The organism is Tritonibacter scottomollicae (assembly GCF_003003215.1).
Taxonomy (GTDB): Bacteria; Pseudomonadota; Alphaproteobacteria; order Rhodobacterales; family Rhodobacteraceae; genus Epibacterium; species Epibacterium scottomollicae.
This window is the reverse complement of sequence record NZ_PVUF01000014.1, coordinates 17,368-32,682: the sequence shown is the minus strand read 5'-3', so window position 1 is coordinate 32,682 and position 15,315 is coordinate 17,368. Positions and strand designations below refer to the sequence as shown.

11 protein-coding genes, 2 pseudogenes and 1 other annotated feature are annotated in these 15,315 nt (G+C 55.8%); of the genes and pseudogenes, 4 read left to right on the top strand and 9 right to left on the bottom strand.

All coding sequences use genetic code 11. The features are described from left to right. Positions 1–3: 3 nt before the first annotated feature. Genes CLV89_RS17685 through CLV89_RS17675 form a run of 3 tightly spaced genes read right to left on the bottom strand, consistent with a single transcriptional unit; the run spans position 4 to position 1,278 of the window. Positions 4–558 (bottom strand): TraE/TraK family type IV conjugative transfer system protein, encoded by a 555-nt coding sequence (locus tag CLV89_RS17685; RefSeq protein WP_162804708.1) that lies wholly within the window; start codon positions 556–558, stop codon positions 4–6. Beyond that, the gene (traL, locus tag CLV89_RS17680; RefSeq protein WP_106165000.1) at positions 558–845 is read right to left on the bottom strand and encodes a type IV conjugative transfer system protein TraL; all 288 of its coding nucleotides are present in this window, start codon (positions 843–845) and stop codon (positions 558–560) included. The genes CLV89_RS17685 and traL overlap by 1 nt, the downstream gene beginning before the upstream one ends. A gap of 55 nt (positions 846–900) precedes the next feature. Then, on the bottom strand, positions 901–1,278 hold the full coding sequence (locus tag CLV89_RS17675) for a hypothetical protein (protein WP_106164999.1): 378 nt from the start codon (positions 1,276–1,278) through the stop codon (positions 901–903). Between the two features lie 1,145 nt (positions 1,279–2,423). Here CLV89_RS17675 and repC point away from each other — a divergent pair. Further along, positions 2,424–3,674 carry a replication initiation protein RepC gene (gene repC, locus CLV89_RS17665; RefSeq protein ID WP_133166741.1) on the top strand — a complete coding sequence of 417 codons (1,251 nt, stop codon included), beginning with the start codon at positions 2,424–2,426 and terminating at the stop codon, positions 3,672–3,674. A gap of 4 nt (positions 3,675–3,678) precedes the next feature. Here the strand turns inward: repC and CLV89_RS22420 are convergent, their stop codons facing one another. After that, the gene (locus CLV89_RS22420) at positions 3,679–3,939 is read right to left on the bottom strand and encodes a hypothetical protein (RefSeq protein ID WP_133166740.1); all 261 of its coding nucleotides are present in this window, start codon (positions 3,937–3,939) and stop codon (positions 3,679–3,681) included. A 112-nt stretch (positions 3,940–4,051) separates the two neighbouring features. Between CLV89_RS22420 and CLV89_RS22415 the strand changes: the two genes are divergently transcribed. Next, entirely contained in the window at positions 4,052–5,704 is a 1,653-nt protein-coding gene (locus CLV89_RS22415; protein WP_133166739.1) for an RcgA family putative transporter, read from the top strand. A gap of 36 nt (positions 5,705–5,740) precedes the next feature. Beyond that, positions 5,741–6,745, top strand: a complete 1,005-nt coding sequence (locus CLV89_RS17655) for an alpha/beta hydrolase (protein WP_165798148.1) — start codon at positions 5,741–5,743, stop codon at positions 6,743–6,745. Between the two features lie 268 nt (positions 6,746–7,013). On the opposite strand, the pseudogene CLV89_RS17650 reads toward CLV89_RS17655, so the two are convergent. Then, positions 7,014–8,388, bottom strand: a pseudogene (locus CLV89_RS17650) (IS3 family transposase). Then, positions 7,938–8,054 (bottom strand) — a sequence feature (AL1L pseudoknot). Its footprint overlaps the pseudogene before it by 117 nt. A 62-nt stretch (positions 8,389–8,450) precedes the next feature. Then, complete coding sequence (locus CLV89_RS17645; protein WP_243395055.1) at positions 8,451–9,467, bottom strand: nucleotidyltransferase family protein; 1,017 nt, start codon at positions 9,465–9,467, stop codon at positions 8,451–8,453. Between the two features lie 136 nt (positions 9,468–9,603). On the opposite strand from CLV89_RS17645, the pseudogene CLV89_RS17640 reads away from it, so the two are divergent. After that, positions 9,604–10,305: pseudogene (locus CLV89_RS17640) on the top strand (IS6 family transposase). Positions 10,306–10,534: 229 nt separating this feature from the next. Here CLV89_RS17640 and CLV89_RS17635 read toward each other — a convergent pair. From CLV89_RS17635 to CLV89_RS17625, 3 genes are read right to left on the bottom strand one after another with little or no spacing between them, the layout of a single operon-like run. Further along, positions 10,535–11,797 (bottom strand): AGE family epimerase/isomerase, encoded by a 1,263-nt coding sequence (locus CLV89_RS17635; protein ID WP_106164993.1) that lies wholly within the window; start codon positions 11,795–11,797, stop codon positions 10,535–10,537. Between the two features lie 43 nt (positions 11,798–11,840). Beyond that, entirely contained in the window at positions 11,841–14,225 is a 2,385-nt protein-coding gene (locus CLV89_RS17630) for a transketolase (RefSeq protein WP_106164992.1), read from the bottom strand. A gap of 11 nt (positions 14,226–14,236) precedes the next feature. Then, entirely contained in the window at positions 14,237–15,313 is a 1,077-nt protein-coding gene (locus tag CLV89_RS17625) for an ABC transporter ATP-binding protein (protein WP_106164991.1), read from the bottom strand. Positions 15,314–15,315: the final 2 nt, after the last annotated feature.

Sequence of the window (15,315 nt, the reverse complement as noted above, 5' to 3'; positions counted from 1 at the left end):
GGTTCACTCCTGCGCTGAGATTTTCCCGATAGCGGCGAGCCGGACAGAACCAGCTTGCGGCTTGAACCGGATCAAAATCCGGCGATCTTCGCGGGTGACTTGAGTTGTTTCGAGGTAAGTGGCGAGGTCGCCTTCAACCACAACTTCATACTTGGCGAAGTTGTGTTCGATCTTGCGAGGGAAGAAGACAGTCGAGATCTTCCGTTCGGTGATGTCCTTGGAAATACGGTCGTAGGTATCAAGGATGGATGCACGTTCTGCAGGGCCGCTCAGTCGCTCAAGGACACTGCGACCATAGAGGATGGTGCGGGGCGAGCTGTTATACATTGCGTAGACTGCATCCAGCGCCAGTGCCTCGACATATCCTTTGTCCACCGAGCCGCGCGCAACCATGCCATCGCTGACCACCGTAGGCACAAGTACCACCTGATTGGATTGTGAGTACATCTTTGCGGCCATCAGGACGTTTGAGCCAACAAGCGCGACAGCAGAAACACCTACGACCATCAGGGCACGGCGGGATTTGCGGAGCGCTTTATCCATGTTCTGGAAGTTCATCACGCCCTCCAGGCGCATACGGCGCTATCTGGGAAAGAGCGATACACGGACATCTCTTTCGGCGTGATCCAATAGATGAGTGCCAGCAAGCCTTGCAGTCCGCGCTCACCTTTAACTCGTTTCCAGATGAAATAGAACACCACGCCGGCGATGATCCCCGGGATCGCATGCTGCGTAAACAACCCCATCAGCATCGGAAATGCCCCTGCGATTGCCTCGTCAGCGGGCACGATGAAGAACATCGGTGGATCTTGCAGCCTCTGTTCGATTTTGATGACTTTGCTCATAAAAATTCCCTACAGACGATCCTCCCGCGCCTAGCGGCGCGGGAGGAAGTGGCGCTTAGTGAGTGGTGGATTCCACTGCCGCAATATCGACAGCGGACTGCGCCAGCAGGTCGGTGCTCGCCGTTACGCCGCCGAGGCTCGCAAGGGTATCAACACCGTAGCCAAGGAAGATCGAGACGCCAAAGGCAACGGCCACATGGGTCCAGCGCCCCGAGACGGCAAGAGTAATGCCGCCAATGACAACGGCCATGATCATCAGAAGATAACCACCCGCGCCGGACAGGATGGTGGAGATATCCGCCGCAATTGCGAAGAAGCCAGCTTCAACGCCAGTGTCCGTGCCTGCAGCCATGGCGCCAGTTGCGCTCATCGCGAGTGCAGCGGTCGCCAATGCAACTTTGGCCCCCCGCTTCAGGTTGTTCGAAAAGTGCATGTCCCTCGTTCCTTCTATTGATGTAGATGCACAAAATTGCCCCGCGGTCCCTCAACCGCAGGGTTTTCACCCCATCACGGGGCGAAACTCGGAATTCTCAAATGATCGGCGTGCTGTCGTCCCGATAAAGGGGCGCACGCGATAGTGGCCTAGTTCGCGATGCGAGCTGGCCTCTGGTGAAACTTCAATGCTGTTAGCTGTACTAAAGCTAAATTGATTGTCTGACTTAGGTGAGGTCGCGACCGACAGTGCTAATCTTAGCCGTCGCATCATCAACCAAAAAACAGGTTGAGACTGTCTGATCTGCCGGGTTGAAAATGATCTGGGAACCGTCACCGAATTCAAGGTGGTGTTTAACAAGGACACCGGGCCATAGACTGATTTTACGATCTTGAACTGTACCATCTGGGCGAGTTCCAGAGGCAACGAGCATGTATTCACGCCCTTCAAGAAGATAGACGCAGTTGTAGACCGAGGAGACATTGCGCTGCCCTGTCCTCAACAAGTCATACCGCACTTGAAACGTCTTACCCTCTGATCTCCAGAGTCGGACTCCAGCAATCGTGACCAAAAGGTAATGTCTTTCTCTCGGCATGTATCGTCTCCCCAGTGAGACGATTTCATAGGATGTTTGACGTTTGATAGAAAGCGATGTAGCACGTCTGTTGTCATGTGATAAGGTCGGACCGCGTGGCGCGCAAGCAAAAACTGAAAGAGGTGAAATAATACCTTTGTTGCCAAGTGGATTATTTCGGCATTAGAATTATGATGACGGATGGGGTGGTGGGCCAAAACAGTTCTGTAGGACTTGCATAGGCATTCGGATGCCGCACAGAACATGCTGACCAAAGAACGTGATCATGGCGATAGGTCTATATGGGCATGAGATGCGCGCTACTACTCGCTAGCGGTAGTAGCGAGACCATACAGGGATAGGAATCAAGAGGAGCTATCGAGAAGACAAAAAGAAACCCCCGCAAGGCGGAGCCTAAACGGGGGGTGCTGTAAGAAAAAGCCTTGTCACCCTTTTTCTACAGCATTCCCTACATCCCAGGCAAGCAAAAAACGCATTTGTGCGAACAGAGATTAGTTGTCTGCAGATTAGGATCAGATCCGCCTTGCTTCACACGACATGGAGCAAGACCTTGAGCAGTATTTCCCATGCCTACCGCGAGGAGGCATATTCATTCCCTGTACTACCAGGGAACATGCAGCGCAGTGATGTGCAGAGACTAATGAGGCGTGTAGCACCCGCGATCGGTATGAATGACGGGCAATTAACCGTCATGCTCGCAATGATTGATGAAACGCGACCATCAGACTGGGTTGATCCAACCATCGAACCAGTTTGCTTTGCAATGCAGTCCAACATCGCAGCGCTCACTGGAAAAGATGAACGCACGGTACGCCGTGTAGAAGCTGTCCTTGAAGGTGCATTTGGCTTCATCCGTAAAGATGTGGCGATGAATGGGCGGCGTTGCCGGTTTCGGCGGTCCGATGGTTCCGAGTATCGTCAGGGGATCGTGTTCTCCCCACTAATCGAAGCCATGCCTCGTTTGATCGAGCTGGAAGCAGACCTGCACTCAGGGCGCATTGACCGCTCAATCCTGAAGCAAAAAATTAGTGCTGCGAAGCGACTGGTGAAAAGCAAACTAATGGATCTTCAACCACGCTTCCCTGATGACAGCTCTCTTAGAGAGGCTGCAGATACGTTTCTGTCATGGCCTACACGCTTCTATGCATCGGTATCTGTGGATGAGTTGCATGAACATTTGACCGAGGTTTCAGAAGTTCTGGATAAGCTGGTAGCCTTTTCACAATCTAAGCAAAAAATGTCCGGTCGAGCGGACACGGATGCCCTTCAATATATACAAGATACAACTCAAGACACATCTGTATTCTGTAATGGTATCGTGGATATGCGGGCTGCCCGCAAGCGGGCAGACGTAGACCAGCTGACTGCACAGCCTAACGGCTGCGCAGTCAGCAAAGTAAGAAATGATCGTGATCCGCAACCGGCAGACAAGACCGATTTGGGCGACCACCTGACACCAATGCGCTTGTTTTACCTCTGCACGGAGGAAATGCAGCTCCAGGTGCAAATTTCGCAAGGGGATCGTCTATATCCTGATGAGCGTGATTTCACAAATGGCGCCATTGATCGATTGCAGCCACTTGGTATTCATCCTTCAGCGTTTAACGATGCCACTGATCAGATGGGTAGTATGGCTGCGAGCCTTTGTATCATGATTATTGATCGAAACAGGTTCCATCCGGCCACCCCGATCAAGAGCCCAGGCGGCGTTCTCAGAGCCATGACCAGGAGGCACGCAAGCGGACAACTGAACCTCAATCGGAGCATCTTTGGGCTATTCCAAAGGAAGCATGGAAGCTAAAAGATCAGGCACTCCAACGAACAGACATATCACCGTTGTTCCAGCGGTATGCTATTCCCATACGCCTTCTATCGTCACGAACCCTTGCATACGGAACAGCAACCACACGAGCGGTGACCTTGTCAGGCATCTGCAAACTGAGTGCATCAGCACTTATGAAACTGAGAATTCTAACACCACGGCGCATATCGCGTTTTGAGAAATTACACATCTGCGCATGCTTGGTCTCAATCGCATTAAGGGCGATTTTCTTGGAGGGGATCATGGGATAATACACCTTAACGTTGCGTTAGCCTTCTTATGGCGCCAGCCTTCCTATCCTGCACGAAACGAAACGAAATAGAACGAAACGACACGAAACGAGAGCATGTAAGTAATTGATAAAGAATGATAAGTTTTTCGTTGCCCCACCCGGGCAAGATGGAACGATCAAGGAAATCCTCAGATTTGCCATCGCGAATGGAGCTGGGAGAGCTGTTGATCGTGACGGGATATCTCCCGGTCCTTGGTCTCCAGATCAACTAACAGATGCAATTTCTGAAATCGATAAGAACAGTGTTGGCGTGGATCTCCGAACCGTGCAGCTATGGTTCCAAGAGAACGACAAAGGTATCAGCGCAGACAACATTCGATGGTTGGCAAGGATTTTCGGATGTGGAGAGACCAACGCTACTTCTGAATGGCAAACTGCTTTAGCGGCCGGTCAGCAACGGCTCAATGCTAAAAGGCGACAAAGAAGGCGCCGAGCAGCCCCTTCTGATGAGTACGCTACGACAGAACAGCTGGACATAGAGGTTGCCAAAGATCCCACGCCGTCGGCTGGCGGTGGGCTCTATCAAGAGAAAGATGAGAGGGACGGTTTCAACCTCGCGAAGCGATCAGAGGCATTGTTTAACGCACGAAACTCATTGAATCTACCGATCGCGGTTTGGACAACCTGCGGTATCCTATGGTTCTCTACCTACATTTTGGGTGTCCATAGTGTCACCTATAGTCCCGCCTCCGGCTTGGACAAACAAGTGGGATTCTATTGGTCAATCAGCTGGACGATAGGAGAAATGGCACTTCTACCAGTATTCCTTATTTTGGTTTCTGATCTCATTTCATTCTGGAAGAATGAAGGTAGATCGTCTCTTTGCGTCAGCGGTTGCAATGAAGTAGACGAGAGTGGTTGGTTGAGAAGAGTCGAGAATTTTTCGTTCTCTTATTGGGCAATATTACTCATATGTTTCTTTGGGATATTCTTGTTGCAATGGGCAGGAGTGTACCTCAAGCCATTGCTGGAGGGGCAGCCAGGTAAGGCAATGGTAGATTGGATCCTAGTAACACTTGTGAAGCCCGAAATCGCAACGAAGATTGAAATGATTTCAGTTTCATTTTTTGCATTTTTTTATTCAGGTTTGATATACTGGTTCTTCTTTGTAGGCCTCTTGCTGTTGTATAAAATCACAAGTGACTTTAGGCAAGTTTACGAAGATCAAAAGAATCGAAGTAGTGAACGTCTAGATGAAATGGCGACAAAAGTATCCATGCGGATTATGCATGGGCTGTTCCGCTGTACCGTGCTTGGCGTAATGCTTGCAACAAGTATCAAACTTAACGCGGCATATTTAGTTTCTGATGGGCAGAATATCTTGATATGGCTTGTTCAAGACGCTTTGATATTTATTGGAACTGGAATAGACCGTTGGAGCTGGTTAAGCCAAAGCCCGTCTCCATTCTTCACGAGCTTCTTACTTTTGTTTATCACGACATTTGTATTTTTCTTATGCTCAGTTCAAATTTATCACGTTCTCGAAGGTAGCTCACGCAGGAGTAAGGATTGCAAGAGAAAGTGTATAAAAAACACGTCTGATATGGTGATGCCGGCGATGGTAATGTGGAATAGAATGTTGGCCGTGGTTGTTTTGCTTGCCGCAAATTATTTCGCGATTGGTGTGTTTTATGGGTTTTCATTCCTATTAGCTGCCTGCGTGGTTCTCGCGATCTATAGTTTCTTTTGGCGAGATAAGTTTGTAGATGTCTCCTAGCGCTGAATGGCAAATTACATGAACAAGGAACCTAAGATGAACCGCGAAAATTCTACACCAACTGGCATGTCAAAATTTGATGTTGTCAATGGGTCTATGGATGAAGCAGTTCTTTTCAGTGATATCGCTAGCGGCCCCGACGAAGGTTTCGCGTGCTGGATTACAACAGAAGACGGTGTTCGTCTTCGAATTGGTGTTTGGAATGTCGGCAATGCTACCAATGGGACCATATTTTTGTTCCCAGGACGGACTGAGTACATTGAAATATATGGTCAAACTGCGTCTGACTTAGCCGACCTTGGCTACTCGACATTTGTAATAGACTGGCGTGGTCAAGGTCTTTCAGACCGCGACACAAAGAACGCAATGACAGGACATGTGAATAGCTTTCTGGACTATCAAAACGATGTCGATGCAATGGTCAAAGCTGCGACTGAACTAGAGCTTCCTAAGCCATGGAATCTATTGGCCCATTCTATGGGCGCATGTATTGGGATTCGAGCCTTGAGCCGAAGACTTCCAATATCAGCTTGTGCGTTTTCTGCCCCAATGTTCGATATTCATCTCTCTAAAATTGAGAGAACTGCTGCATGGCCGCTAACCTGGGCAGCGTGTCTTATGGGCAGAGCGCATAGCTTTGCCCCCGGATACTCAGGTAATAGCTATGTCTTGAGCCACGATTTCGAAGGCAATCGGCTCACTACTGACGCCGACATGTACCAATACTGTGTTGACCAGGCGAGCACCCATGGCGAACTACTACTTGGCGGACCAAGCATGGGGTGGCTATTCGAAGCTCTAAAGGAAACCAAAACTCTAAAAAGGATGTCATCTCCAGACATTCCATGCATTTGTTTCTGTGGTGATCAAGATCATATCGTTGATATTTCTGCGATTGAAAGCAGGCTTGTAGAATGGAAAAAAGGTGAATTTCAGATGATTGAAGGAGTAAAGCATGAATTACTATTTGAGACGCCTGAAACGAGGAACGTAATTTTGAGCTCCATGGATCGTCTTTTCAAGAAGGGAATTGTAGGATAGCTAATATTCTATCATCCTAGCCAGCATCGGCTTAAAGCCTTTTTTTGTGGAGAGCGGTGCGCGGCTGACCTTCGGAGCAGCGGTTTGGTGGACGTTACCCTTCGTTCGCCAAAGATCAAAGCGACAAGGTAGAGCAACCATCAGCCGCTTCCGAAACACGTAGGTTGCGGAGAGACGGGCAATGCGGCGTAATCTCGATTGTTTCGATCTCAGCCAGACGTGCCCAAAGTGAACCGCCCCGGGTTTGCCGGAGGCTGATTGCAGTTAGTTACGCGGCTCGTTCCTCATTTTTCAGAGCGGCGTAGAAATTGGCCTCTGCTTCTGCCGGCGGAATGTTCCCGATAGGCTCAAGCAGACGGTGGTTGTTGAACCAATCCACCCATTCGAGTGTTGCGTATTCCACTGCCTCGAAGTTGCGCCAAGGGCCGCGGCGGTGAATGACCTCGGCTTTGAACAAGCCGTTGATCGTCTCGGCCAGGGCGTTCTGCGCATTCAAATGATCCGCCGGATCATTTGATCCGCTGCGCGGACCTGCTTGAACTCGTAACTGTCTTCGACGCTGCCGACAGAGGGCTCGATACCACCTTATCCCAACGGCTCTGTGTATTTGATCGACAGGTATTGGCTGCCGCGGTCGGAGTGGTGAACAAGCCCCATCGCCTTTGTCGGCCGCCGCTCGTGAACAGCCTGCTCCAGAGCATCGAGAACGAACCCGGCATGCGCCGAGGTGCTGACACGCCAACCAACGATCTTGCGGGCATAGGCATCGATAACGAAGGCGACATAGGCGAACCCTTTCCAAGTGGCGACATAGGTGAAATCGCTGACCCAAAGCATGTTGGGCGCGGGCAAACGGAACTGCCGGTTCACCTTGTCCAGCGGGCATGGGGCCTTCTTGTCGGGAACCGTGGTCTTGTGCGGCTTGCCCCGGAGCGAGCCTTTGTCCGCCATTGGTCCGAGGACAATGGCGAGCGCCTTGAATACCCATGCTCTTCATCAGCCGGGCAACCGTGCAGCGGGCGACGTCAAAACCTTCCCGCTGCAATTGCCGCCAGATCTTCCGCACGCCATAGACCCGCCAGTTCTCTTCGAAAACACGCAGGATCTCGGGCCGCAATGCCTGGTCACGCCGGGTACGGTCCGACAATCGGGCCGGATCAGCCCGCTTCGCCAGGTGCTCATAATACGTGGAAGGGGCAATCGGCAGGACAGTGCAGAACGGCTCGACCCCATGCTCACCGCGATGCATGTCGATAAAGGACACCATCACTTCGACCGGCGGTCGAGCTCCGCCATCGCAAAATACGCCGATGCCTTGCGGAGGATCTCGTTCGCCTGACGCAGCTCGCGGTTCTCCCGCTCCAGCGCCTTCGTTTGGGCCTTCAAATGATCCCCCGGATCATTTGAGCGCTGCGCGAACGACCCGCACTGTCGGCGACATCTGTTGGGACGCCCGCCCGCTTGCCGCAGTCGACTTCTGCCTTCTTGACCCACTCATTCAACGTGTGCGCCGAACAGCCGATCTTCGCGGATATCGACATGATCGCCTGCCAGCGGGAACTATGCTGGCCCTGGTTGTCCAGCACCAGCCGCACCGCACGCTCGCGGACCTCAGGAGAATATTTATTTGTTGTCTTGCTCATTGTGGCTTCATCCTACTCAGGAGTTGAAGCCTCCGGCAAACCCGGGGCGGTTCAACTGGCGATCACGCGTCCAGGCTCTCGAGGATGGCCTTCGTCCCAGGCATTCGCTTCAGCGAGTTGTCGATATGAGCCCGCCAGCGCGGTCCGACCGCCATGGCGGTGGCATAGGCGCGATCCAGGTCATCGGGCCGGTCATCCGCCATCGCCTGTATCAGGAACGCTGCCTGCTCCCTGTCCTTCGCGGATTTGAGGCTGCCTGCTCCGTCACGGCGCCGGTCTGCAATGATCAGTTTGTGGATCGCATAACGTTCCGGGCGCGGGATCTGCACCAGAATGCCAGATCGGTAGATCGCCGCTGCGTGGATTGGTTCGGCGATCAAGAAGTTGAGATAATTCAATCCTTGGGCGTTCACGCCCAATGCTGGCAGATCACGAATGGTTTCATCTCCGAAGGCCGGTGTGAGAAATTCGACCAACTGGCCGCTACCACCCTGGGCCCATCGCCACGTCCGACCTTGGTCAAGAGCCGGCAAGGGATCGAATTTTAGTGCCGAGAAGGTCTCAGCGAGACCCGGATCGACCTGATCCTGCAAGGCCACGCTTAGCTTTTCGAACTGCGCAATGTCGATGTCGCCGGTATTGGCCATGCCGCCCAGGGGAAGGCGAATGCCAAGCTCGCCTTCGTAAAGCCGGAAAGCATTCGTTCCAACGATGGTGCCCCCCAACCGGAAGGTCCCGGCTGCAGCCATAGCCGACAGGATGGAACCGGTCGCGCGATCAGTGGGCGTCATGCCTTCGGCGCGTAAGAGCCGAACAAGCCGCGACCGTTCCGCCTGCCTTTCCTTAGCCGTTGCGCGCAGCTCTTCTATCTGGTCGATGCGCGCGCGCGTCTCGTCGCTGTCTTCGCCCATATAGATAAACCGCATTTCAGTTCCGACGCGTCGCGCGACATACCAATAGGCCTTATCGGCACGCTTCTTGAGCGTCGGCTTACCTTCTACGCTAGACAACGCGTCATCCTTGAGGAACCGCACGAGATCGGTGTAAGCGCTCAACGCGATGCTGCTGAGTGGGGTCATGCCAATCATTTCCAAGTTTTGCTTGGCACGTATACCTATCAAAATATGAAATTGCTAGGCATATCCCTCTAGACGGTGTTGTCACGTTATCGGTCCTGAGGTTGTTGTTTTAGTGACCTGGGCGTAGGCAGTATCGATGCAAACAGAGAAAACCAGCTATAAGGGCCACCGCTTTCCGCCTCCGATCATTGCTCATGTTGTCTGGCTCTACGCCCGGTTCAACTTGAACCTGCGCGAGGTCGAGGAACTTATGTTGGAAAGGGGCGTGGACGTTTCGTATGAAACGATCCGGCGCTGGACCGTTAAGTTCGGCCCCTTGATCGCCCACGTTCTGCGGCGGCGGCAGCCGCGCCCTGGTGATGTCTGGCATCTGGACGAAGCCGTGGTGAAGATCGCGGGCCGGTCATACTGGCTGTGGCGTGCCGTCGACCAACACGGTGTCGTTCTTGAGGAAATCCTTCAATCGAGGCGAGACAAGCACGCCGCAAAGCGGCTTTTGATCAAGCTGATGAAACGTTGGAGCTTCGTGCCCAAAAGGATCATTACGGACAAATTGCGATCCTATGGTGCCGCAAAACGTGAGGTCGCGCCCGGCCTTGATCATTGGTCCCACAAGGGCCTCAACAACCGCGCTGAAAACAGCCATCTGCCATTTCGAAAACGAGAGCGAGCAATGCAGGGCTTCCGATCACCGGGCGGCTTGCAGCGTTTCGTATTCATGTAGTCCGCAACCCGCAATTATTTCTCTGTCTCAGCCCGCCGCCGCTCCGTCCTCACCATTCGCTACCATCGGCTCGAAGCTTTCGAGATGTGGAAATCCGCGGCGAATGTCGCTTGATACACCATCGGTACCACGATTTGCCGAATGCGCTAGTAAACGTAACAACACCGGGTAGCTTAATAGAGTCAGGAAACCTGAAAACGCTCACGAGAGCGTAGGTTTCTGCCCCGTCCGGCATTAATAACCGGAACCACCCCGTGGGGCAGTTCCGGCCGCGGGTGGGAAATCCGACCTTCGGGCATTACAGGCCGCGCTTGCGAGCCGCGTTTATTAAGATCGGTTCAGGTCAACGCAGCGCGGCGGTTTGCGGGTCCAGCCGTTTCAGATCCGCCGCATTGCGCGACAGGCCTGCGGCCAGCGGGAACAGCGCCGCCTGCACCGAATGATAGATATCAGGCTTGCCCATAAACTGCTTCGACACGGTCTTGTTGTTGGCGTCCAGTTCTGGGAACCAGCCGCCGCGGTCGTGGTCAATCAGATGTGCATGGGCAAAGCCCCACAGGCGGCGGTACCAGGCCTCGTCCTCGGGGCGGGCGTCCAGTTTCACCAGCGCTGCCATGGCTCCGATTGCCTCGGTCACCGGCCACCAATAGCGATCCGCAATCGCCACCGTGCCGCCGTCGCCCAGCGTATAGGCAAAGCCGCCGCGCTCCGTGTTCCAGGAATCCGTCAGCGCCTGTTCGATCAACCGGCGGGCCTTTTGCGGTGCATCACCTTCGGGACGGCCCCGCAGGTCCCAATATTGCAACAGCAGCCGACCCAGCTCAAACGAATGGCCCGGCGTGCTGCCAGCGGGACGGAACATCGGGTTGCCGCTATAGGCGCGGTCAACCTGCCAGTTGGCGTCGTAATGTTCCGGCAGCCGCCAGCCCTCAGCCGGGGCAATGCGGTTCACAAAGAAATCCAAGATCCGCCCGGCGCGCTCCAAGAACACGGCCCGGCCGGTGGCCTCATAGGCGGTCAGCAGCGCCTCAATGGAATGCATGTTGGCATTCATGCCGCGGTAGGTGGAAAATGGTGTCCAGTCCCGGTTCCACTCATCGGCAAACAGCCCGTGGTCCTCTTCCCAGTATTGTTCATCCAGCACCTGCCAGACCTCATCTAGCAACGCCTCGGCGTGCGCATGCCCGGCCTGAATTGCGCTGGCCGCCGCCAGCAGCACAAAGGCATGCCCATAGGCCAGTTTGCGATCATCCGCTGGGGCGTTGCCCTGAACCCCCCAGACAAATCCGCCATGCACCGGGTCGCGGTGGTGGCTGAGCAGATAGCTCAGCCCGTGATCGACGATCTGCTCCGCGCCCTCAATACCGGCCATCTGCGCCAACGCATAAGAATGCACCATCCGCGTCACCGTGTGGATTTCCCGCAGCTGACCGGGCAGTGGCTTACCGTCAAAATCCAGCGTATCAAACCCGCCTTTGGGGTCCACACTGGCGGCAAAGAAGTCAAACTGCCGCCGCGCCTCATACAGCAGCGCCGCGCGGTGGCCGGGGTCGGTGATCCACAGCGTGCCGGTCTCAGCGGTGCTGTCGGTCAGAATATCAGGCATCAAGCTCTCCAAATCGGCGTCTTTTCAATACAATAGGCAATCATCAGCCCGCCAGCGGCAGCGCATAGCGCTTGCCCCGTCCAGACCGCAGCGCCGCCGCCGCATGCAGGATCGCGTTGCAGTCGATCCCATGCAACCGGTAGACATCCTCTACCGTGCCGGCCTGACCAAAATGTTCAACTCCCAGCGATTTCACCCGGTGGCCTTCGACCCCGCCCAACCAGCTGAGCCCGGCCGGATGGCCATCAGTCACCGTCACCATCCCGGCATCACGCGGCATCCGCGCCAGCAGGCGTTCGGCATGCGACATCGCCGTGTCCTGGCCGCGCTGGCGCGCCCGTTCGGCGGCCTGCCAGCCCGCATTCAACCGGTCGGCACTGGTCACCGCCAGCACGCCCACGCCGCGCATGTCCTCGGCCAGCAGCCCGGCGGCGCGGATCGCCTCAGGGGCAACAACGCCGCTATAGGCAATCACCACCGAGGTTCCCGGTTCAGGCGCCCGCAGCCAGTAACCGCCGTCAATCACCTGCCGCGCCAGACCCGCATCCATCTGCCGCTGCGGCTGCTCCAACGGCACCGTCGACAGCCGCAGATACACCGCACCGCCGCGCTCATCATGCAGCCAGCTTTGTTCCTCGGCCACGCCGGAGCCATCGCGCTGCATGTAATCAAACCCCCAGTGCATGATCGCTGCCAGCTCGTCGGCAAAGGCGGGTTCAAACGTCGCCAACCCATCCTGCGCCATGCCAATCAGCGGGGTCGAAATCGACTGATGCGCGCCGCCTTCATGGCTCAGCGACACGCCCGAGGGCGTTGCCGCCAGCATGAACCGCGCATCCTGATAACAGGCATAATTCAGCGCATCCAAACCGCGGCAGATAAACGGATCATAGACCGTGCCCACCGGCAGCAGACGCTGACCAAACAGCGAATGCGACAGCCCCAACGCGCCAAGGAAGGTGAACAGATTGTTCTCGGCAATGCCCAGTTCCACATGCCGCCCCTCGGGGCTGCGCTGCCATTTTTGCAGGCTGGCAATCGCCTGATCCTTGAACACATCCGCCACGCCGGTCTTGGCGAACAGCCCGGTCTTGTTGATCCACCCCCCCAAATTGGTCGAGACCGACACATCGGGTGAGGTGGTCACAATTCGCTCTGCCAGCTGTGGCGCGTCTGAGGCCAGCGCCGCCAGCACCTGCCCGAATGTTTCCTGCGTGGAGATCACATCCTTCAGCCGCGGCTGCACCTGTGTGTCGGCGGGCAAGGTGGCCGCCTGATACCGCCGATTGCCGCCCTGATTGAACGGCACTGCCGTCAGGAAATCCTCCACCGCGTCGGGGTCGCTCACCCCTGCCAGCCGGTCCCATTCTGCGCCTGCATCAATGTTCATCTCACGGCGCAAACGGTCGATCTGACTGCTGGTCAGCACCCCCGCATGGTTGTCCTTGTGTCCGGCCAGCGGCAGCCCGTGCCCCTTGACCGTGTAGCAGATGAAACACACCGGGCGGTCATGGTCGATGCCGTTCATGGTGTCAGCCAGCAGCGCCGCGTCATGGCCCGCCAGATTGCCCATCAACGCGGCCAAGGCAGCATCATCATGATCCGCCACCAGCGCCAGCGCATCCGTATCATTCGCCAGATCCTGTTCCAGCTGCGACCGCCAGGCGGCACCGCCCTTGAAGGTCAGCGCCGAATACAACCCGTTGTCACATTGGTCGATCCACTGGCGCAGCCCTTGCCCGCCGGGGCGTTCAAACGCCGCCTGCATCAACAGGCCGTATTTCAGTTCAATCACCTGCCAGCCGCAGGCGGTGAAAATATCGCGAAACCGCGCGTTCAACCCGTCCGAGACAACCCCGTCCAGAGATTGGCGGTTGTAATCGATGATCCACCAGCAATTGCGCAGGTCGTGTTTGGCGCCTTCCAGCAGCGCCTCATAGATATTGCCCTCGTCCAGTTCAGCATCACCAACCAGCGCAATCATCCGCCCCTTGGGCTGCTGCAACCAGCCATGGCCCGCCAGATAATCCTGCGTCAGGCTGGCAAAGGCGGTCATCGCCACCCCCATGCCCACTGACCCGGTGGAGAAATCCACGTCATCCGCGTCCTTGGTGCGCGACGGATACGGCTGCGCGCCCCCCAGCCGGCGGAAATCCTCCAGCTGGGCGCGGCTTTGGTTGCCCAGCAGATACTGGATGGCATGGAACACCGGGCTGGCATGCGGTTTCACCGCCACCCGGTCCTCAGGGCGCAACACGTCAAAATACAGCGCATTCAGAATGGCATTCATCGAGGCAGAAGACGCCTGATGCCCGCCTACCTTGATGCTGCCCTTTTCGCGCAGGTTGTTGGCGTGGTGGATCATCCATGCGGACAGCCACAGGGTCTTGCGCTCCAGATCGGCGCGGATTTGGTCAGTCTGTGTCATTGAATGAGGCCTTAGGCAGCAATCGCGTCGGCACGGCGCAGGGCGGTACCATCAGCAGCAAAGATATGGGCGTTCAGCGGCTGGATGTTCAGCCCCAGCAGATCACCCGACCGGGCCGGGATATTGCCATGCACCCGCACCATCATCGGGCCGATGCCTTCAACGCGGGCATAGATGTTGGTGTCCGATCCCAGATGTTCCACCACATCGGCCACCGCTTTCAGCATGCCCTGATCCGGGGCCACCACATCGATATGTTCGGGGCGAATGCCCAGCTCCACAGCGGCAGAGGTATCGCCCAGATGCGGCAGCGTCAGTTTGCTGCCAGCCAGGGTGATGCCCCCTGCCCCGCCCTCTACCGGAACCACATTCATGGTGGGGGATCCAATGAACTGCGCCACAAATTTGTTGGCCGGGCGTTCATACAGCTCCAGCGGGCTGCCAACCTGCTGGATGTCGCCGCCCTCCAGCACCACAATCCGGTCGGCCAGCGTCAGCGCTTCCACCTGATCATGGGTCACATAAATCATGGTTGCGCCCAGTTTCTGGTGCAGCCGGGCGATTTCCAGCCGCATTTCCACCCGCAGCGCGGCATCCAGATTGGACAGCGGTTCGTCAAACAGGAACGCGCGCGGGTCGCGGATGATGGCGCGGCCCATGGCCACCCGTTGCCGCTGGCCACCAGACAGGGCCTTGGGCAGGCGGTTGGTCAGTTTCGACAGGCCCAGGGTTTCGGCGGCGGCGGCCACCTTGGATTTGCGCTCCTCTGCGGCATCGCCGCGGATCTCCATCGAGAACCCCATATTGCGCGCCACATCCATATGCGGGTACAGCGCATAAGATTGGAACACCATGGCAATGTCGCGATCTCGCGGGCGCACATCGTTCATGCGTTCCCCGTCGATCATGAAATCGCCGCCACTGATCGGCTCCAGCCCGGCGATCATCCGCAACAGGGTGGATTTGCCACAGCCCGACGGGCCGACCAGCACGATGAATTCACCGTCTTGGATGTCCAGGTTGATGTCGCGAAGGACGTTGACATCACCATAGCTTTTCTTGACGTCGTTCAGTTGGATACGTGCCATTT

Bases quoted from the DNA above. Each gene is read 5' to 3' on its own strand.
- CLV89_RS17685 (WP_162804708.1), bottom strand. From the start codon at position 558: ATGAACTTCCAGAACATGGATAAAGCGCTCCGCAAATCCCGCCGTGCC.
- traL (WP_106165000.1), bottom strand. From the start codon at position 845: ATGAGCAAAGTCATCAAAATCGAACAGAGGCTGCAAGATCCACCGATG.
- CLV89_RS17675 (WP_106164999.1), bottom strand. From the start codon at position 1,278: ATGCACTTTTCGAACAACCTGAAGCGGGGGGCCAAAGTTGCATTGGCG.
- CLV89_RS22420 (WP_133166740.1), bottom strand. From the start codon at position 3,939: ATGATCCCCTCCAAGAAAATCGCCCTTAATGCGATTGAGACCAAGCAT.
- CLV89_RS17655 (WP_165798148.1), top strand. From the start codon at position 5,741: ATGAACCGCGAAAATTCTACACCAACTGGCATGTCAAAATTTGATGTT.
- CLV89_RS17645 (WP_243395055.1), bottom strand. From the start codon at position 9,467: ATGACCCCACTCAGCAGCATCGCGTTGAGCGCTTACACCGATCTCGTG.
- CLV89_RS17635 (WP_106164993.1), bottom strand. From the start codon at position 11,797: ATGCCTGATATTCTGACCGACAGCACCGCTGAGACCGGCACGCTGTGG.
- CLV89_RS17630 (WP_106164992.1), bottom strand. From the start codon at position 14,225: ATGACACAGACTGACCAAATCCGCGCCGATCTGGAGCGCAAGACCCTG.
- CLV89_RS17625 (WP_106164991.1), bottom strand. From the start codon at position 15,313: ATGGCACGTATCCAACTGAACGACGTCAAGAAAAGCTATGGTGATGTC.